Annotated in this window: 21 protein-coding genes; 2 read left to right on the plus strand and 19 right to left on the minus strand. The window is 68.6% G+C overall.

Annotated features, from left to right (window positions below; all coding sequences use genetic code 11):
* Positions 1 to 3: 3 nt before the first annotated feature.
* Complete coding sequence (gene gyrA / locus ACLBV5_RS03285; protein WP_447604790.1) at positions 4 to 2778, minus strand: DNA gyrase subunit A; 2775 nt, start codon at positions 2776 to 2778, stop codon at positions 4 to 6.
* Positions 2779 to 2901: 123 nt separating this feature from the next.
* Here gyrA and ACLBV5_RS03290 point away from each other — a divergent pair, with 123 nt between their 5' ends.
* On the plus strand, positions 2902 to 3513 hold the full coding sequence (locus ACLBV5_RS03290) for a superoxide dismutase family protein (RefSeq protein WP_447604791.1): 612 nt from the start codon (positions 2902 to 2904) through the stop codon (positions 3511 to 3513).
* Between the two features lie 6 nt (positions 3514 to 3519).
* On the opposite strand, the gene ACLBV5_RS03295 is transcribed toward ACLBV5_RS03290, so the two are convergent.
* The 15 genes from ACLBV5_RS03295 to ACLBV5_RS03365 form a co-directional block, all read right to left on the minus strand.
* On the minus strand, positions 3520 to 4476 hold the full coding sequence (locus ACLBV5_RS03295; protein ID WP_134580403.1) for a DMT family transporter: 957 nt from the start codon (positions 4474 to 4476) through the stop codon (positions 3520 to 3522).
* A gap of 90 nt (positions 4477 to 4566) precedes the next feature.
* Entirely contained in the window at positions 4567 to 5061 is a 495-nt protein-coding gene (ssb, locus tag ACLBV5_RS03300) for a single-stranded DNA-binding protein (RefSeq protein ID WP_025976669.1), read from the minus strand.
* A 91-nt stretch (positions 5062 to 5152) separates the two neighbouring features.
* The gene (locus tag ACLBV5_RS03305) at positions 5153 to 5575 is read right to left on the minus strand and encodes a hypothetical protein (protein ID WP_025976668.1); all 423 of its coding nucleotides are present in this window, start codon (positions 5573 to 5575) and stop codon (positions 5153 to 5155) included.
* Between the two features lie 2 nt (positions 5576 to 5577).
* Positions 5578 to 6246, minus strand: coding sequence for a hypothetical protein (locus ACLBV5_RS03310; protein ID WP_025976667.1), 669 nt, complete (start codon positions 6244 to 6246; stop codon positions 5578 to 5580).
* Between the two features lie 81 nt (positions 6247 to 6327).
* Positions 6328 to 9039, minus strand: a complete 2712-nt coding sequence (locus ACLBV5_RS03315) for a transcriptional regulator (RefSeq protein ID WP_447604792.1) — start codon at positions 9037 to 9039, stop codon at positions 6328 to 6330.
* A 249-nt stretch (positions 9040 to 9288) separates the two neighbouring features.
* Positions 9289 to 10158, minus strand: coding sequence for a flagellin (locus ACLBV5_RS03320; protein WP_447604923.1), 870 nt, complete (start codon positions 10156 to 10158; stop codon positions 9289 to 9291).
* 119 nt (positions 10159 to 10277) lie between these two features.
* Positions 10278 to 10559, minus strand: coding sequence for a flagellar protein FlaG (locus ACLBV5_RS03325; RefSeq protein WP_278070815.1), 282 nt, complete (start codon positions 10557 to 10559; stop codon positions 10278 to 10280).
* A gap of 92 nt (positions 10560 to 10651) precedes the next feature.
* The gene (locus ACLBV5_RS03330; protein WP_025976663.1) at positions 10652 to 11437 is read right to left on the minus strand and encodes a flagellin; all 786 of its coding nucleotides are present in this window, start codon (positions 11435 to 11437) and stop codon (positions 10652 to 10654) included.
* A gap of 257 nt (positions 11438 to 11694) precedes the next feature.
* Positions 11695 to 11874, minus strand: coding sequence for a hypothetical protein (locus tag ACLBV5_RS03335; RefSeq protein ID WP_447604793.1), 180 nt, complete (start codon positions 11872 to 11874; stop codon positions 11695 to 11697).
* A 4-nt stretch (positions 11875 to 11878) separates the two neighbouring features.
* Positions 11879 to 12301, minus strand: coding sequence for a hypothetical protein (locus tag ACLBV5_RS03340; RefSeq protein WP_447604794.1), 423 nt, complete (start codon positions 12299 to 12301; stop codon positions 11879 to 11881).
* Positions 12298 to 12681: a M15 family metallopeptidase gene (locus ACLBV5_RS03345; protein WP_447604795.1), complete on the minus strand. Its 384-nt coding sequence runs from the start codon at positions 12679 to 12681 to the stop codon at positions 12298 to 12300. The genes ACLBV5_RS03340 and ACLBV5_RS03345 overlap by 4 nt, the downstream gene beginning before the upstream one ends.
* A complete protein-coding gene (locus ACLBV5_RS03350) occupies positions 12678 to 12935 on the minus strand; it encodes a hypothetical protein (RefSeq protein WP_447604796.1) in 258 nt (85 codons plus the stop codon). The genes ACLBV5_RS03345 and ACLBV5_RS03350 overlap by 4 nt, the downstream gene beginning before the upstream one ends.
* Entirely contained in the window at positions 12932 to 13123 is a 192-nt protein-coding gene (locus ACLBV5_RS03355) for a hypothetical protein (protein WP_447604797.1), read from the minus strand. The genes ACLBV5_RS03350 and ACLBV5_RS03355 overlap by 4 nt, the downstream gene beginning before the upstream one ends.
* A gap of 4 nt (positions 13124 to 13127) precedes the next feature.
* Complete coding sequence (locus ACLBV5_RS03360; protein WP_447604798.1) at positions 13128 to 14615, minus strand: DUF2793 domain-containing protein; 1488 nt, start codon at positions 14613 to 14615, stop codon at positions 13128 to 13130.
* 26 nt (positions 14616 to 14641) lie between these two features.
* Complete coding sequence (locus ACLBV5_RS03365) at positions 14642 to 14833, minus strand: hypothetical protein (RefSeq protein ID WP_447604799.1); 192 nt, start codon at positions 14831 to 14833, stop codon at positions 14642 to 14644.
* Here ACLBV5_RS03365 and ACLBV5_RS03370 point away from each other — a divergent pair.
* Positions 14832 to 15782 (plus strand): endonuclease/exonuclease/phosphatase family protein, encoded by a 951-nt coding sequence (locus ACLBV5_RS03370; RefSeq protein WP_447604800.1) that lies wholly within the window; start codon positions 14832 to 14834, stop codon positions 15780 to 15782. The genes ACLBV5_RS03365 and ACLBV5_RS03370 overlap by 2 nt on opposite strands.
* On the opposite strand, the gene ACLBV5_RS03375 is transcribed toward ACLBV5_RS03370, so the two are convergent.
* Genes ACLBV5_RS03375 through ACLBV5_RS03385 form a run of 3 tightly spaced genes read right to left on the minus strand, consistent with a single transcriptional unit; the run spans position 15763 to position 18199 of the window.
* A complete protein-coding gene (locus tag ACLBV5_RS03375) occupies positions 15763 to 16971 on the minus strand; it encodes a CCA tRNA nucleotidyltransferase (RefSeq protein WP_447604801.1) in 1209 nt (402 codons plus the stop codon). The two genes, ACLBV5_RS03370 and ACLBV5_RS03375, sit on opposite strands and share 20 nt — an antisense overlap.
* Positions 16968 to 17642: an NUDIX hydrolase gene (locus ACLBV5_RS03380; RefSeq protein WP_134580396.1), complete on the minus strand. Its 675-nt coding sequence runs from the start codon at positions 17640 to 17642 to the stop codon at positions 16968 to 16970. Before ACLBV5_RS03380 ends, ACLBV5_RS03375 begins: the two co-directional genes overlap by 4 nt.
* Positions 17639 to 18199: a DUF1285 domain-containing protein gene (locus ACLBV5_RS03385; RefSeq protein ID WP_447604802.1), complete on the minus strand. Its 561-nt coding sequence runs from the start codon at positions 18197 to 18199 to the stop codon at positions 17639 to 17641. Before ACLBV5_RS03385 ends, ACLBV5_RS03380 begins: the two co-directional genes overlap by 4 nt.
* Between the last annotated feature and the right edge of the window lie 20 nt (positions 18200 to 18219).

An 18219-nucleotide genomic window follows, 5' to 3' on the forward strand; every position in this document is an offset into this window, starting at 1 on the left:
GGATCAGGCCTCGCCGCCCTCGACCGCCGGGGCCTCGCCCGCGTCGCCGTCTTCATCATCGCCGCCGGAATCGGCCAGACGTTCGACCGAGACGACCTTCTCGTCCTTGCCGGTGCGGAAGATGGTCACGCCCTGGCTGGAGCGGCCGACGATGCGGACCTGTCCGACCGGAGTGCGGATCATCTGGCCGCCGTCGGTGACCAGCATCAGATCGTCCGACTCCTCGACCGGGAAGGCGGCGGCCAGGCGCGTGCCCGCGCGGCCGCCCAGGCCGTGGGCCGTCAGCCCCTGCCCGCCGCGACCGGTGCGGCGATACTCATAGGCCGAGGACCGCTTGCCGAAGCCGGTTTCCGTGACCGTCAGAATGAACTGCTCGGCCGCGCCCAACGCGGCGATACGTTCGGGCGAGATCGGAGCGTCGCCGGCCTCTTCGTCGTCCGCCTCGACCGGGACGCCTTCGTCCTCTGCATCGGCCCCGGCCAGCGCCTTGCGCATGGCGTTGGCGTGTTTGACATAGGCGGCGCGTTCTTCCGGCGTCGCATCGACGCGACCGAGGATAGCCATCGAGATGACCTCGTCGCCGTCCTGCAGGCGGATGCCCCGCACGCCGGTCGAATCGCGGCCCTTGAACACCCGCACGTCGTCGGCCTTGAAGCGGATAGCCCGGCCCAGCGCGGTGGTCAGCAGCACGTCGTCTTCAGCAGTGCACAGGCCGACGCCGACCATGCCGTCGCCGTCTTCCAGCTTCATGGCGATCTTGCCCGCGCGGTTCACGGTAGCGAAGTCGCTGAGCTTGTTGCGGCGCACGTCGCCCGACTTGGTGGCGAACATGATGTCGTAGTCGCCCCAGGTCGCCTCGTCCTCCGGCAAGGGCAGCACGTTCATGATGCTGTCGCCCGGCTCGATCGGCAGCAGGTTGACGAAGGCCTTGCCGCGCGACTGCGGATTGCCCAGCGGCAGTCGCCACGTCTTGAGCTTATAGGCCTTGCCGTTGGTGGCGAAGAACAGCACCGGCGTGTGGGTCGAGGCGCTGAACACGCCGGTGATGGCGTCCTCATCCTTCATCGACATGCCGCTGCGGCCCTTGCCGCCGCGATGCTGGGTCCGATAGGCGTTCAGCGCCACGCGCTTGACGTAGCCCGAGTGGGTGACGGTGACGACCATGTCCTCGCGCGGGATCAGGTCTTCGTCCTCCATCTCGGCGTCGCCCTCGCCGATGAGGGTGCGGCGGTCCACGCCGAACTGATCCTTCACCAGCAGCAGGTCTTCGCGGATGATGGCCAGGACGTTCTTGCGGTCCGACAGGATCGTCAGATGGCCCTGAATCGTGTCGGCCAGGCTGCGCGCCTCGCCGAAGATGTCGTCGCGGCCCAGGCCGGTCAGGCGCGACAGGGTCAGGGCCAGGATGGCGCGGGCCTGCTCGTCGGTCAGGCGGATCTTGTCGCCCTCGACCAGCACGGTGCGCGGATCGGCGATCAGTTCGACTAGGGCCATCATGTCCCCGACCGGCCAGGCCTTGCCCTGCAGCCGTTCGCGCGCCTCAGCCGGGTCGGCCGAGCTGCGGATGATGTGGATGACCTCGTCGATATTGGCGACGGCGACGGCCAGGCCGACCAGGACGTGGCCGCGGTCGCGGGCCTTGGCCAGCTCGAACTTGACGCGGCGGACCACCACCTCCTCGCGGAACTCGAGGAAGGCCTCCAACAGGGCGCGCAGGCCCATCTGCTCGGGCCGCCCGTGGTTCAGCGCCAGCATGTTGACGCCGAACGAGGATTGCAGCGCCGTATAGCGATACAGCTGGTTCAGGATCACATCGCCCGACGCGTCGCGCTTCAGCTCGATGACGATGCGCATGCCCGCGCGGTCCGACTCGTCGCGGACGTCGGCGATGCCTTCCAGACGCTTCTCGCGCACCATTTCGGCGATGCGTTCGATCAGGGTCTGCTTGTTCACCTGGAACGGCAGTTCGGTGATGATGATGGCGTCGCGATCCTTGCGGATCTCTTCGATCGAGGCCTTGCCGCGCACGATGACCGAGCCGCGCCCGTCGCGCAGGGCGTTGCGCGGGGCCGTGCGGCCCATGATCTCGCCGCCCGTGGGGAAGTCAGGCCCCGGAACGATATCCAGCAGGGCGTCATCCGAGACGTTAGGATCGTCCAGCAGGGCGACTGAGGCGTCGATCACTTCGCGCAGGTTGTGCGGGGGGATGTTGGTGGCCATGCCGACGGCGATGCCGCCCGCGCCGTTGACCAGCAGGTTCGGAATCCGCGCCGGCAGGACGACAGGCTCCAGCTCCTTCTCGTCGTAGTTCGGCTGGAAATCGACCGTGTCCTTGTCGATGTCGGTCAGCAAGGCCACGGCCGCCGGGGCCATCTTGGCCTCGGTGTAACGCATGGAGGCCGGCATATCGCCGTCGACCGAGCCGAAGTTGCCCTGGCCGTCGACCAGCATCAGCCCCATGGAGAAGTCCTGGGCCATCCGCACCAGGGCCATATAGACCGAAGCGTCGCCGTGCGGGTGGAACCGGCCCAGCACGTCGCCGACCACGCGGGCGCACTTCGAATACGACCGCTCGGGCGTCATGTTCAGGTCGTGCATCGAATACAGGATGCGGCGATGCACAGGCTTCAGACCGTCGCGCGCGTCCGGCAGAGCCCGGCTGACGATCACGCTCATGGCGTAGTCGAGATAGGAGCGCTTCAGCTCCTCCTCGATGGTGATGGTCGAGATATCGCCCGGCGCCGAAGGGGCGGCGTTTTGGTAGCTGTCGTCGGTCAAGGAAATCAGGCTTTAAATGGCCGGAATCGGAACGTGATCCGCTGTTCCGGTTTCTATCATCCGGGGGGCCTGCTGGCAAAGAAACGCCGCTGAAATCCCCATGCCGAAAAGGACAGGAAAGCCATGCGTCTAGCCGCTTCGAAACTGATCGCTCCCAGCGCTCTCGCCATCACCCTGATCGCCGGGGCCGCTTGCAGCCAGAGCCCGGCCGCGCCGCCGGCTTCCGACGCCGCTCCTGCAGCTTCCACCGAGGCCGCCGCCCGCACGACGCCGGGTCAGACGGCGCAGGTAGCCATCATCAACGGGCAAGGCGCCGAAGCGGGCAAGGCGACGCTGACGCAAGGCGCCACGGGCCTGCTGATCAAGGTCGAAGCTGCCGGCCTGACGCCCGGCTGGCACGGCATCCACATCCACGCCACGGGCCAGTGCGAGGCGCCCTTCACCTCGGCCGGCGCCCATATCAACCACGGCGATCCGAAGCAGCCGCACGGCCTGCTGAACGCCGACGGGCCCGACGACGGCGACCTGCCCAACGTCTTCGCCGACGCGACAGGCGCGGTGAACGCCGAAGTCTTCACCACCCGCGCTCGCCTGGCCGACGCCGGTCCGGGCCAGTGGCTGCTGGACGATAACGGCTCGGCCCTGGTGATCCACGCCAACGCCGACGACCATTCCAGCCAGCCGATCGGCGGCGCGGGCGACCGCGTGGCCTGCGCCGTCATCAAGGCGCAGTAAGCGGGTTCAAACCTTGGCGGGGGCGCCGGCGCGCAGGCCGCGCTCCCCCAGGGCCACGGTGATCACGCCCAGCAGGGAAATGGCGACGCCTGTCAGGATCTGCGGCGTCAGCACGTCGCCCATGAACAGGCCGCCGATCATGATCGACACCAGAGGCGAGCCCAGCAGATAGGGCGTCACCCGCCCGGCCTCGCGCCGCTGGACCAGCCAGAACATCAGGCTGGTGGCGAACACGGACGAGATCACCCCCGCCCAGATCAACGTGCCCCACACCAGCGGCGTCGCAGCCTTGGCGGCTTCCCACTGCCCGTTCTCGAACAGGACCGACCCCAGGGTCAGGACCGGAAAGGCCATCAGAGCCAGCAGCCCCTGCATCTTCAAGGGCGGGATGGAGGTCGTCCGGCGCGCGATCACCGTCGTCAACGCCCAGGCCGACGCGCCCAGCGCGCCCACCAGAATGGCCTTCCAGTCGTTCAGCGCGTGGGGATCCAGCGTCATCCACGCCACGCCTGCGAAGGCGATCACCAGGCCCACTGTCGCCATCCTCGAAATCCGCTCGCCCAGCATCAGAAAGGCGAACAGGGAGGTCAGGGGGATCCACAACTGGGTGGCGACCGTCACCGGGCTGACGTCATGGGCCAGCCAGAAGGCCAGATAGATCAAGCCATAGTGGATCGGGCCGCCCACCACGGCGATGATCAGCAGGCTTTTCCAGTTCGGGAACGGCGGCCGCACGAACCAGACCAGACAGGCGGCGGCGATGGCGAAACGCAGCGCGCCCGTCATCAGCGGCGGCAGCATTTCGGTGGCGACCTTGGCGGCGGCGTTGTTCACGCCCCAGATGACCAGAACGGCCACGATAGCCGCGATTTCAAGCGGCGTCAGCGCGTGCGGGGAGGAGGAGGAGCTGGACACGCCCTCATGCTTGCCACAAGGCGCGACCTTTCGCCTCTCACGAAGCATGAGCGGAGGTTACCCCTCCCCTCGCATCCCAACAAAAAAGGCCGCGCCCCCAGCGGAGGCGCGGCCTTCATTTTTCGATCCCGCGAACCTTTAGAACGGAATGTCGTCGTTCAGGTCGTAGCTTTCCTTCGGGCCCGAGGGCTTGTTGGCGCCGCCGGTGGAGAAGCCCGAGGAATAGTCGTCGTCGCGACCGCCGCCGTAGCCGCCGCGATCACCGCCGCCCTGGCTGTCGCCACGGCCGCCCAGCATGGTCAGCTGGCCGTTGAAGCGCTGGATGACGATCTCGGTCGAATACTTCTCGACGCCCTGCTGATCCGTCCATTTGCGGGTCTGCAGCGAACCTTCGATGTAAACGGTGGAGCCCTTCTTCAGATAGTTTTCGACCACCTTGACGATGTTGTCGTTGAAGATGACCACCGAGTGCCACTCGGTCTTTTCCTTGCGCTCGCCGGTCGACTTGTCGCGCCAGGTTTCTGAGGTGGCGATGCGCAGGTTGGCGACGCGGTCGCCGTTGTTCAGCGAACGGATTTCCGGATCGCGGCCCAGATTGCCGATGAGGATGACCTTGTTGACGCTGCCCGCCATGACGAATGTCCTTTTATCTTCTTGCGTCGAGTCCTAGCGGATTTCGACGAGATGTTCCAGTTTTGTTCACGCCCAATTCCGGGCGCTGAAATCAGTTCGGGGCGACCGCGACCGGGCGTCCGTCGATCTGGCGCTGGATCGCGCCCGGAATGGCCAAGCGGCCATCCCCCGTGCGCGCCAGGGCGAAGAAGCGCGGGCCGTCCAGGGACTTGCCGAACTTGACCCCCGCGCGATCGATGAAGATGAACTGCCCCTGATAGGCGCCGACCATCTCGGTCTTGCTGCCGCCCAGACGCAGGAAGCGCAGACGCATCTCTTCCAGCCGCGCGGCGCAGAACTCGATCTGCGGCTGGTCGCGGGCGACGACGTTGAAGCGCACGCCCCCGCCCTCAGCGTCCTGGCCCATGTGGTAGCAGACGCCCGTCCCGCCCGGCGCCTCCGCCTTCTTGGCGCAGGCGCCCAGAGCCGCAGACGCCGCGACAATCGCCAGCAGGGTGATCGAAGCGCGGCTCATGCTCACAGCTCCGGGAACTGACATTGGCGGTCCTGCTGGGCCAGGGTGCGGAAACGATTGTTGTCGGTCGACTGCTCCACGCGGCGCGGGACCAGACGCAGGGTCGTGTCGCCCCACCGGCCATAACGCGCCTCGCCCGGCGCGACGCAGGTTCCCGAATAGAGAGCCTGAACACAGGCCGCCAGGCTCATATTGCCCGACACCTGGCGCCATTCCGAACCGGTGTGACGCAGGCAGGCCGTGCCCGAGGTCGAAGGCGCCGCGCGCGTATCCTCGACGGCGCCCGGCTGGCCCGCAGGGGCGATCTCGACCGCCGGGGTCGAAGGCAGTTCCGGCGGCGGCGCGAAGGACGCGGTCGGCGCCGCGACGAGCGAGCCCGAAGCATCCAGCCCCACGTCCAGGGCGCTGGTGGCCACGCCGTTGCGCTGGGCGCAGTCAGCCAGGGTCGCCAGGCCGACGAACTGGCCATCCACGAAGCAGCGCAGTTCGCGCGTCGGCTCCAGCGTAGGGGCCTCGGCCACGTCGATGGTCAGGCCGCCCTTGGACGCAGGCGGCGGCTCGGACGGCGCATCCTTGCCCCCGCTGAAGACCAGGGCGGCGGCCACGGCGCCGACGACGGCCAGGCCGGCGCCGACGATCAGAACCGTACGATTGTCTTTCGAAAGGGCCATGCAGCTCTCAACGCGCCAAAGAAGGCCCCACTAACCCCGAGCGCCCTACAGCCGTCAACCGAAAGCGCCCTCAACCCCGGCTTAGCCTGTGAGTCTCGCCAGGGCGGCCTGGTAGTTGGCCAGTTGCGCCTGCAGATAGGCCGGGGCCTGACCCGTCACCTTGGGTTTGTCGCTTGCCGGGTCCAGGGCGCGATAGGCGTCGCGCATGGCCTTGATCGCCAGTTGCACCTGATCGCGCGACTTGGCGATGGCTTCCGGGCCGGACAGGTTCAGCAGCGGCGACAGGTCGATGCCGAAGGTCTTGGTCTTGTCCTGCGTCTTGCCGATGAAGCCGGGCGTCAGGCCCAGTCCCGCCAGGGCGTCCCTCCCCGCTTCGCCTGGCGTCAGAACCGCCCCAGCCCGCCCGTCGGCGCTGGTGATGGAAAGGCGCTGGACCCCGCCGCTGGTCACCCGCGCGTCGCCGTCCATGCCGGTGACATAGTCGCGATCGGTCTTCACCGTGACCTTCAGATAACGGCCCGACGCCATTTCGATCTTGCGCGCCAGCGACTGCAAGGTGTCCTTGGCGTCGATCGTCACCGCCGTCTTCCGGCCTGTCGCCGGGTTCTGCACATAAAAACGGTCGCCCGCACGCACCGCCGTCGCATCCACCAGGGTCTTGGACTGGCTCTGGCTGATCTCGCCCTGCGGCAGGCCCAGCCGGTCCAGCACGCTGGCGCCGCCCGAAGACACGGTCAGGGCCAGGGGCCTGGCCTGGCCGTCAGCCGCCGTCCAGGTCTGGTTCCACTCAACCTGCCCCGTCTGCACGTCCAGTCGCGCCAGATAGCCGCGCGAGGGGTCTTCGGCCTTGGCCCCGATGGCGCGATCCGACACGCCGGTCAGCCAGACCTTGCCGTCATGCACCTTGACGTCGGCGGCGGTGTCGTCGCTCGCCCCGCCGTAATAGGTCACCCGATCCGCGCCCGATGCGGCCAGGTCCGTGGACAGGACAGCGACAAAGGCGTCCTGACCTCCGGCATGAGCATTGGCGACCTGACCCGCGTTCAGGGCGCCGTTGCCGGACGCGCCCGAGATGATCAGCCGCCCGTCCGCCACCGCAAGACCAGCGATCTCGCCGCCCGAGGAGGAGCCCAGATTGCGCACGCTCAGAAGCTCGGGCGCGCCCGTCGCCCCGATACGGAAATGACGCACGACAAAGGCGCCGTTCTCGACGCCCGCCGTATAGAGATTGTCGCCGTCGACGGTCATGGCCTGAACGTTGTCGTCGCCGGCCGTGCCGAACTGGGTCGCCCCGGTCGCCGTCGCCGTGATCGGCGCCAGACTGTGGACCTGACCTTCGCTGAAGGCCTGAACATAGCCGTCCCAGCCGCCCACGGCCAAGGTCCCCGGCATGGCTGACTTGGCCCGCCCCGCCACATAGACCCGCCCGTCGGCGCCGAAGGAGACGGCGGTCGCTTCATCCTCGGCCTTGGCGCCGCGCCTCTGGGTCCACTGTTCGCGGCCTTGGGCGTCGAAGACGGTGACGAAACTGTCGGCGGTCGTGGCGGAGGCGCCGGCCTCGCCGGGCACAAGGGCGCCGATCACTGACCCGGCCACGGCCACCCGCCCGTCCGCATCCACGGCGATGGCGTAGCCGCTGGCCTTGGACGCCGCGCCCAGAGCGCGACTGACGACCACATTGCCCGCCGAATCCAGCTTCATCAAAACGACGTCGCCCTGCCCCTTGATCGGCTGGGTCGAGGCGCCGGTGCTGACATCGGCCACGATCCACATCGAACCGTCCGGCCCGGCCGCGCTGGCCCGCACCGTCTCGACGCCGTCCGGCAGGGACGAGACGCCGCTGCGGCCCTCGACCCAGAACCCGCCGCCGGCGCCCGCCACCGGATTGCCGTCCGGGTCGAACTTCAGCACCTCATGGGCGCCCTTGCCGCCTGCGCCCTGTACGACCTGAATCGAATCCCGCGCCTCGGCGGGGGTGAAGCTGATCGTCTCCAGCGAGACGCCGGCGACCGTCAGCCCCCAGCGCGCCGGGCCGGCCGGAAGGGTTATAGTCTTGTCGCCCGCCTTGACCGTGCGCGGCTCGGCCTCGATCATCTGACGGTGGATGCGGGTCTGGACGCCCGCCTCTTCCAGCTTGCCGTTGATGTGCTGCACCACCGCATCCATCGTGCGCGGCGTCGCCCCCATCTCCGCCAGGTCGATATCGACCGTCTGGCTTCCGGTCGTGGTTTTCACCGTAATCCCGAACCGCACATCGCCCTGGAAGGCGGCGACCTCGTCGGTCAGGGCGCCGTCGTGGATCGGGCCGGTCAGATATTTGGGATTGTCGCGTGGTACGGCCGCGGTCGACTGGCTCTGCGAGGCCGAGACGCCCTGAATCACGCGCACGCCTTCGAACTGAGCGGAATTGAGGAAATCCATCACCTCCGTCATGCCGGAAGCGAACCGCCGCGACAGTTGCTCGGTCTCCATGCGGGTGACCCCGCGTTCGCCCGCGCGATTCGTCAGGGCCTCAAGCATGGTCAGCCCCTGATACAGGGCGAAAATCTTGCGGTAGTCGCTTGAGGAGACGCCCTTGACGTCAAGAACGGCATTGTCCTCGTTGACGAGCTTTCGCCCGCTCAAGGCCGTACGCAGAAGGTCCGACTGGCTGGGCTTTTCCTTGCCGCTCAAGGTCCACGGCGCGGTCGGCTGCGTCTTCGGCTTGGGTGCGCTTTGCCCAGCCGAGCCCGCGCCCGCTCCTCCGGCGAGACCATAAAGCCCCAGCAGATAGCTGTTGTTGATCACCGCCACGAAAGCCTCCGCGGGCCAGCTTGTCTCAGGCGCGGTAACGAATTGTTTAACCGCCCCACGCAACCGGCTAGCGCCAGCCGCAGTTCCACTTCGTCTACAGCCTGATGTGGAGATGTTTCATGTCGCGCGTACGCTGGCTTTTGATGCGGCTGATCAGCCTGTACGGCCTGATCCCACGCCCCTCTCCGCCCCGCCGACGGCCACCCGTTCTTTTAGGAGACTGGCCGCCCCGGCGGATAGGCTAACGCCTTAGCCCTTGAACAGCGACAGGATGATCTGCGGCGCCTGATTGGCGATCGACAGAGCCTGGGCGCCGAGCTGCTGCTGCACCTGCAAGGCCTGAAGCCGCGCGCTTTCACGCGCCATGTCCGCGTCCACCAGATTGCCGACGCCGACTTCCAGCGAATCCATCAGCTTGGTGACGAACAACGTGTGCTTTTCGATCTGCTTGGACTGAGCGCCCAGCTCGGCGAGCTTGCCGCTGGCGCTGGTCAGAGCCGTCTCGACGGCGTTGAGCGCCCATTCCGCGTCCGCCTGCTGGAGAAGGTTGGGGAACACGCCGCCAGCCAGCTCAAGCCCCAAACCCTCCAGGCTTAGATCCTGCCGGTTCATGGTGATGGTCTCCGACGCGTCCGCATTGGCCAGGAAGTCCAGCGGCGTCAGACCCGCCGGCGTGGCGGGTCGCGTTCCGCCTACCTTGCCGTTCAGGATGTTCTCGCCGTCAAAGGTGGCGTTGTCGGCGAACGACTGCAAAGACTTCAGCAGCGACTGAAACTCATCGTTGTAGGCCTTGCGCGTCGCATCCGACGCTGACGGGTCGGCCGCCGCCGTGGCCTTCTGGCGAAGCTCCACCAGGATGTCGGAAATCTGCTGACCGGCCGCCAGGGCCACATCGGCGACCGATGTGGCGCGGTTCAGGCTGGTCTTGACCGATTCCAGCGCATTCATGTCGGCGCGCTGGTTCTGGGCGATGGCCCAGGTGGCGGCGTTGTCCTTGGCGCCCTGGACCTTCAGCCCCGTGTTCACTCGGCTCTGGGTCGCCGCCAACTTGGAGTTGGTGGCGTTCAGGTTCTGAAGCGCGATAAGCGCCGACGCATTGGTGATTACGCTGTTGGTCATGGCCATTCTCGCCTCAGATCCGATTCTGGCGAGTAGTAATGACGCTGATTCCTGAGCGTATGGTTAACGGCGCAGCAACGCCTGTTAACGCCGCCGCCTTCCGTCGCCCAGACCGCCGCTCAGATCTCGGTCTTGATGATCTTGCCCACATCATAGGCCGGGCTTTGACGCAGCTTCAGGACCTCTTCACGAGGGAACTGGCGAACCACCTCCCCGGTGACGCGATCCAGGGTCTTGTAGACGTACCCGGTCGACTCGCGCTCGATCGTCAATCGGTAACGACCTGCGTCGTCGCTATCTTTCTGCGCGCCCTGCACAGGTTGCTGCGCCTCGACAGCCCCGCCCTGCGGTTCGCGATCGAGGTAGGTTACGCTGGATACTCCCACGACATTGTCAGCCATATCCCTTCGCGCGGACCTGCCGCGCCTCCCGTATCGAACGACACGAGAAAGGGGCGAACCTTGCGGCCCGCCCCCTTCCTAATCGCGTCGGATTAGCGGAACAGGCCCAGCAGGATCGAGCTGGACTGGTTCGCGATCGACAGCGCCTGCACGCCCAGCTGCTGCTTGGTCTGCAGAGCCGTCAGGCGAGCGCTTTCCTTGGCCAGGTCGGCCGCCACCAGGTTGTCGACGCCGACTTCCAAAGCGTCCTGCAGCTTGCCGACGAAGACGTTCTGACGGCCCAGCGACTTGGACTGGGTGCCCAGCGTCGCCAGGTTCGCGGTGAAGCCCTCAATCGCCGTCTGAACAGCGTCAGCGGTGGCGTAGGTGCCAGCCGTGACGCCCGAGGTGACAGCGGCGGCGAAGCCCACGTCATAGGTCGCGGTCGAATCCAGCCCCGTGCGGACGGTCGTGACCGTGCCGTCGAACAGGTTGATGCCGTCGAACTTGGCGCCGTCGATAGCCGAATCGATTTCTTCTACCAGCGCGTCATAGTCCGCCTGATAGGCCGTCTCGGCGGCGCTGCCGGTCTCGACGGTTTCCAGGGCGACGGCGATGCCCTTCAGTTCCTTGAAGGCTTCGACGACGGTGTCGCCGGCCGCCAGGGCGACATCCACCAGCGATTGACCGCGCGAGACGGAGTTCTTGACTGCGTCCAGCGAGGCGATGTCAGCGCGTTGGTTGGTGGCGATGGCGAAGATCGCGCCGTTGTCTTTGGCGGTGGCGACCTTGAAGCCCGTGTTCACGCGGTTTTGCGTGACGTTGAGGTCACGGTTGGTCGCGTTGAGGTTTTGCAGCGCAACGAGGGCGCCAACGTTCGTGTTGATGCTGTTAGCCATTTTGGCTGTCCTTTGTCTTCAGACGATGTCCGACGCCATTTTGGCTGCCGGGAGCTTTCTGCTCGGAAAGACATGTCGCAAGAGGCGGACCAACACAGCGCCGCCTGCTCCAGAGGCCATCGCATTGATTCTTCGATGTTAGATTCTGGAAACCATACGAAAACACCCGGCACTTCCTGCCCCTGGAGGACGCGAGCGGCAATAAATGCCGAGCGACCCGGCAGAACTTGCCGCCCGCCCCCTCGGCTTGGGCGAACTCACGGGCGCGAACGCACCCATTCGTCGATCAGCGAGCGTTCAGCCTGAAGCGTCTCCACCGCCAGCCGCCGCGCCGCGTCGCAAGCGAGGATCTGCCCGCCGCGCCGGACATAGGCCGCCTCCAGATCCGCCGCCGTAGCCGCCTCGGGCAGCACAGTCAGGTCACACGGCCGCGTCACCGCGTCAGGAAGGATCAGACGCGGCGGCGCAACCGGCGACGGCGGGCGCGAGGCGGCACAGCTCGCGGTCATGATCACGCAGGCGCTGAGCGCGAGCGGGGTCCAGAGGGGTATCGGCGTCATCGGCGGTCCTCGCTCGGGTTTCGGCCGTCGCGGTCGCCCGCGCCACGGCCTCTGCTTGCTGGTGAAAGGCGTCCAGAGCCTCGATCTGACGACCGCGCGCGGCGGCCTCGAGCGCGCGGGCGGCAGTCTGGGCCTCGGCCTGATCCGCGCGGCGCTGCACCGCCTCAAGACGGCGCGCCTGCAGATGCAGCGGATCCCACCGCACCCCAAGTCCCCGCCCGACGATCAGGATCAGAACCAGGACCAGTCCGAACGCCGCCAGCCAGCCCAGCGGCGTCAGGGTGCGAAGAAGGCCGCCGTTCATGGGTAGGCCCCCCGGTCCAGTTCGAAATGCGGGCCGTCGCGCAGGCGCGGCCAGTCGCCGCCCCAGATCAGGCGTATGCCCCGCCCTTTCGCCGCCGCCTTGAAGGCCTGGGCGATGCGCGGATAGAGCGGCCAGTCCCAGCGGACCTGCCCATCGACCCAGGCGGCCACATCGACCGCGTGCCCGGTCAGGTGCCGCGAGTTCAGCGTCCGGCTGGCCCCCGCCCGCACCAGTTCCGCCTGACGCGCCGCCGTGCGCAGGCCCTCGGTCACCATGAAATCCACCGGCGTCAGCTCGATGGCGGCCTCGACCACGGCCGCCAGGTCGGGATGCACCCCCTGGAGCGCGGCGCGCGAGCGCTGCGAAAGCCGGAAGCTCATGGCCGCCCGCCCGCGCGCAGGCGCATCATATTGACGATCTGCTGGGCGCTGGGCGCCACCAGATAGAGCAACAGCATCAGGGCGATCAGTCCCATCAGCCCCTCGGCGATGCGCGGCAGGTCCGGGGCCTCCGCCCGGTTCACCGCCAGCCGCAGCAAAAGCCACAGGGCCAGGCTGGCGCCATAGACATAGATCCGCCGCCACAGCCAGCGGCCCTCGGCCAGATCATGCGTCGGTTCTTTCGGCATCGTCATTGGTCGTCCTCCGGGTCAAAGGGCGCGGCGGAGACCCGCCAATCGGCGCCCAGATGGTCGAAACAGTCCTCGGCGCTGAGCCGGTCAGGCGCGGACCAGGTCTCCTCGTCCGGCAGTTCAGGCAGAGGCGGCGCGGCCTCGTCCCACGGCTCCACGGTCTGGATGATGCGATGCAGGCGCTGGGTCATGACGTCACCCGATCGCCGTCAGCCGGACCACGCCGGGCGCGCCCGCGCCGCCTGCGCCCGCCGCCGTCACGCCCGCGCCGCCCCCGCCGCCGCCCCCGCCGTAAAGGCCCCCGTCGCCCCCGGCCCGCCCGGCTCCAGACGCCTGAGCGCCGCCCCCCGCGCCGCCGCCGCCCGCCCAGTGCAGATCGTTCAGAGGCGCGTTTTGCCCAGCGTTTCCGACGCCAGCACCGCCCGCCCCGCCGGTCGCCTTGACCGACAACAGGCCGCCGTCGCCCCCGGCGCCGCCCGACTGGCCGACGTTGGCCGCGCCGACGCCCCCGCCGCCGCCGCCGCCGCCCGAGCCGTCGGGTCGCGCGGCGGACTGGCCCGCCATCCCCGTCGCCGTGACTGAGGAAGCTCCGCCTCCATTGGATGCAATCAGGCCGCCGCCGCCGGCGCCGCCAAGCCCCGACGCGGACGCGCCTCCGGCCCCGCCGCGCCCGCCCTCGCCGGTCAACAGCGTCACGGAGCCTAGGGCGATGCGGCTGTCCCCGCCCGAGGCTCCTGCAGCGCCCGAACCAGAACCACCGCCCCCGCCTGCGCCAACGGAGATGCTCAATCCGGCGCCGAGAGCCTCGACAGGCCAAAGGGCGCTCATCACCCCGCCCGCGCCGCCGCCGCCGCCGCCGTGGCGGCTGGTCCCGGCCGGACCGGCCAGCCCGGCCCCGCCTCCTCCGCCGCCGCCGACGCACACGGCCTCGACCCAGCGCGCCCACTCAGGCGGCGACCAGGCGCCGCCGGTCGTCAGCGTCGTCGTCTCGCGCCGCGTCGCGCCCTTGGCGAACCAGGCGCGGCCGGTGTGGCGGTCGGCCATCAGCACCTCGCGCCAGGCGCCGCCGTCCGGGCTGACCTTCAGCCGCAGGTCGTCGTCGCCGATCAGGCCCAGTTCGGCCCGGCCGCCCCAGCCGCTCTGGAACAGCAGGGACAGCACGTCCGCCGATGCCTGCTTGTTGAAGGTGAAGCGCAGATCGCCGTCGCCGCCGCTCTCGCTTTCTAGGGCGGTCCACAGGGCCTTGTTCGCCCGCACCGTCACCACGTTCGTCGCGTCCGCCGTGGCGTTGACGCCCAGGCGGGTGATCTGCTGCAGTTCGTCCGGCGTCGCGGTCTGAAGCGGCGTCCAGTCGCCATTACGGCGCACGACGATCTCTTCACTGTCCAGAACCACGGCCAGATGCCCGTCCGGCGTGGCCACGACCGTCCAGCCGCCCATCTCGTGACGCATCAGCGCCCCCGCCGCCCGGCCCGACCAGTCATCGCCCGTCGCGCCTTCCGGCAGGATGTAGAGGTCGCCGTCCGACGCCTCGGCCGGTTGGGTCGCCGTGGTGCGGCTGACCACCGCCGTCTGGGTCAGGGCGTCCAGAAAGGTCAGCGCCTCGTTCAGGGTGACGTGCTTCTGCAGTTGTCCGGCCGCCAGATAGGGCAGGCCCAGCCGCGCGCTGGCGTCGATGCTCATGTTCAGTCTCCGTGGATCAGGAGACGTCAGTCTGTGCAGCCGCCCGATGCAGGCGCGTCGATACGGTCGAGGCGTCGCCAAAGCCGGGAATTTTCAGGGATCGGCGCCTCCGGTCGCGATAGCCGCGCCGTTTCTGCGCGCGCAAAGGCCGCCTCGACAGCGCCCGGATCGGCGGCTAACCGGATCAGCCCTCTCCCGCCGTTCGCGATCTGCTGCATGACCCTGTTTCAGGCCCTGACGCGCCTGGCCGCCTTGGCCGTTCTGGCGCCGCCCGCCCTGATCGCCGTTTCAGCGCTCAGCCGTATCGGGCACCGGCTGCCGGATCTGCTGACGCAGTTCACCGCCCCGGCCCTGATCGCGACGGGGGCGGTTTGCGTGGCCTTCCTGCTGCTGAGGCTGTGGGACATGGCGGCGCTGGGCGCAGTCATCGCCGGGCTGCTGCTGGTGGCGGTCTGGCCGCAGTGGGCGCCGCCGCGCGGGACGCCTGCCGATGGCGCCGAAACGCTCACCCTCTATTCCGCCAACCTGTGGGCGCGGAACAATGATGCGGACGCGATCGCCCGCTCCATCGCCGCCGCAGACGCGGACATCGTCATGCTGATCGAGCTGGGCGACGGCCCTAACGCCCGGCTGGACAAGGTTCTGGCGGGCTATCCCCACCGCGTCGCCACTCCGCGCAAGGATCGCCCCAGCGGCGCGGCGCGCTCGGTGATCGCCTCGAAACGGCCGCTGCGCCGCGTGCGCGACGCCGACGGTCAGGGGCTCGCCGCCCTGGTCGCCGAGGCCGAGACGGCGCTGGGGCCAGTCCATCTGATCGCCGTCCACATGACCCGCCCCTGGCCCTTCCAGCATCCTTACGGCCAGATCAGCCAGGCCGAGCGGCTGGCCGGACTGCGCCACGGACTGACGGGGCCGGTCGTCATCGCGGGGGACTTCAACAGCGTCTCCAGCGGCCGCATCGGCCGTCAGATCAAGGCGCAAGCCGGCCTGATCCCCGCCCCCGCCTGGCCCGGCACCTGGCACGCCATGCTGCCGTCGCTCCTGGGGATCACCATCGACCATGTATGGCGCTCGCCCGATCTGGCGCTTTTGGATCGGCGGCTGGGCGACAGGACCGGCTCGGACCATCGCCCCGTCATCGTCGAGCTTACGCGGGCGGCGCAATAAGCATTTTCAGCCGGTCCTCATGACCGTGGTCGGGGAAGTCGTCGGCGATCCAGCCGTCTTCAAAGGCCTTCAGGACGCGCCCTGTCTCAGGTCCCGGTTTCAGGCCCAGTCGCGCCAGATCACGCCCGCCGACCGGCAGCTTCGGCGGCGTCCAGTCGGCCGCGAGGGCCAGAAACGCCTGCATCCTCGCCGCCTCGCCGCCCGCCGCCCAGGCGCGCGTTACGCGATCCTCGAACGCCTGCCGCCCCTCGCGCCAGATGACGGCGCGCGCCTGGGCGTCGTTCATATGCGGGTCGAGCGGCGCGCGGACGGCGGCGATCAGCCGTTCCTTCTGGGCGTTGGACAGCCGCAACCGGTTCGCTGATGCGCGCACCGTCTCAACGTCTGCCGGCAACAAGGCCGACAGTCGCAGCACCGGGTCCGGGCTGACGCCGACCATCGCCTCGAACAGCGTCACGCTATTAGACGGCGGCAAGATACGGCCCAGAACCCCGGCATCCCGCATCAGCCGCACCGCCGGGCGCGGATCGGGCGCGGCCAGCAGCTTGAGCACCTCCTTCGACACACGTTCGGCCGACAGCCGCTCGACCCCTTCGGCCAGGGCGGCGCAGGCGGCCACCGCCGCCGCGTCCGGCGCGCCCCGCCCGTACCAGGCGAAGAAGCGGTAGAAGCGCAGGATACGCAGACAATCCTCTTCGATGCGCTGTTCCGGCTCGCCGACGAAGACGATCCGTCCGGCCAGGGCGTCGTCATAGCCCGCGCCCGTCGGATCCAGGATCACGCCATCGGAGTCGGCATAGAGGGCGTTCAGGCGGAAATCCCGCCGCGCCGCGTCCTCGGCCCAGTCGTCGGTGAAGGCGACTGTGGCGCGCCGCCCGTCGGTCGAGACATCGCGGCGCAGGGTGGTGATCTCGAACGGCTGGCGCTCCGATATGGCCGTGACCGTGCCGTGCTCCATGCCGGTCGGCACGCTCTTCAGGCCCGCCGCCTTCAGCGCCCTCACCACCGCCTCGGGCGTCAGCACCGTGGCGATGTCCACATCGTCGATCGGCGCGCCGAGCACGGCGTTGCGTACGCAGCCGCCGACGAAGCGGGCGCAGTCCGCCCCGCCCGCCGCCGCCAACGCCGCCATCACCGCCTGTGTCGCACTGGCGGTCAGCCAGTCCTGCCCCTCAAGGACGCGGCTCATCCCACGCGCTCGCTGGCGTCGGCCTCGGCGGCCCGGTGCGGCGCGGCCTCCTCGCCGTACAGCCGGTTGAACAGCCCCTTCAGAATGCCCGCCGTCGCGCCCCAGATGTAGCGCTCGCGATAGGGCATGGCCCAGAACCAGCGGCGCGGCCCGTTCTCCTGATCATAATAGTCGCGGCGATGGTTCACCGGGTCCATCAGGAAGTCCCACGGCGCCTCGAACACCTCGGCCACCTCGGCGGGCGACGGGATGACAGCGGGCGGCGCGGTCAGCCAACCGACCACCGGCGTCACCAGAAAGCCGGTGCCCGTCTCATACGGATCGCCCAGCCCCAAGGGCTCGACCACGGCCGGGTCCAGCGCAATCTCCTCCCACGCCTCGCGCAAAGCGGCGTCCAGCGCCGTCTCGCCCTCATCCAGCCGCCCGCCCGCAAAGGCAATCTGCCCCGTATGGCTGGCCAGACTGTCGGATCTGCGGGTCAGCAGGACGCTGGGCCCGTCGTCACGCGCGATGATGGGGATCAGCACCGCCGCCGGTCTCAGCTTGACCTGCGGCCGACTGAGATCGGGGTTCAGATCATAGTCGGACCGCACCGCCACACGCTGCGGCGACCAGTCTGACACCGGGTCCAGCCGCCGTTGCAGCCGGGCCTTCAAACCGGAACAGGTCAAAGCCCCGCCCCTTCCGGCCCCAGCGGAAACGTCACCCCGCCCGAGCGCACCGCCAGCCGTCCGTCCGCCTCCTGCGCCCGCTCGACCAGTTCATAGAAGACGGGTCGCGCGATCCGCGCCCACAGATCGCCGCGCACATGGACGCGCGGCGCAGGCTCGCCCGTCGTCGCATCCGTCTCGACGATGATGGCGTGGTCAGGACCGGCGGCGGCCTCGTCGCCCTGATCCGTGGTGAAGACCAATGCCTCGCCCTCTTCGCGCACGGCCACGGCGCGAAACGGCAGTTCCTCGACCGCGATCTTCAGTTTCTCGACCGGCGTGACCAGATGATAGCCGTCAGGGTCTTTCCTCAGCACCGTGGAGAACAGCCGCACCAGCTCGGCCCGGCCGATGGGCGATCCTTCATGCATCCACACGCCGTCGGCGCGGATCAGGATGTCGATCTCGCCGCAATGGTCAGGATGCCACAGATGAACGGGAGGCAGCCCCCTGCCCGGCGCCTGCCGCGCGGCCTCGGCCACGCCTGTCAGACCCGAGGATGTCGGTGGGTTCGTCATGTCTGAACTATGGGATGCGT

This window comes from Brevundimonas sp. M1A4_2e, assembly GCF_053345555.1.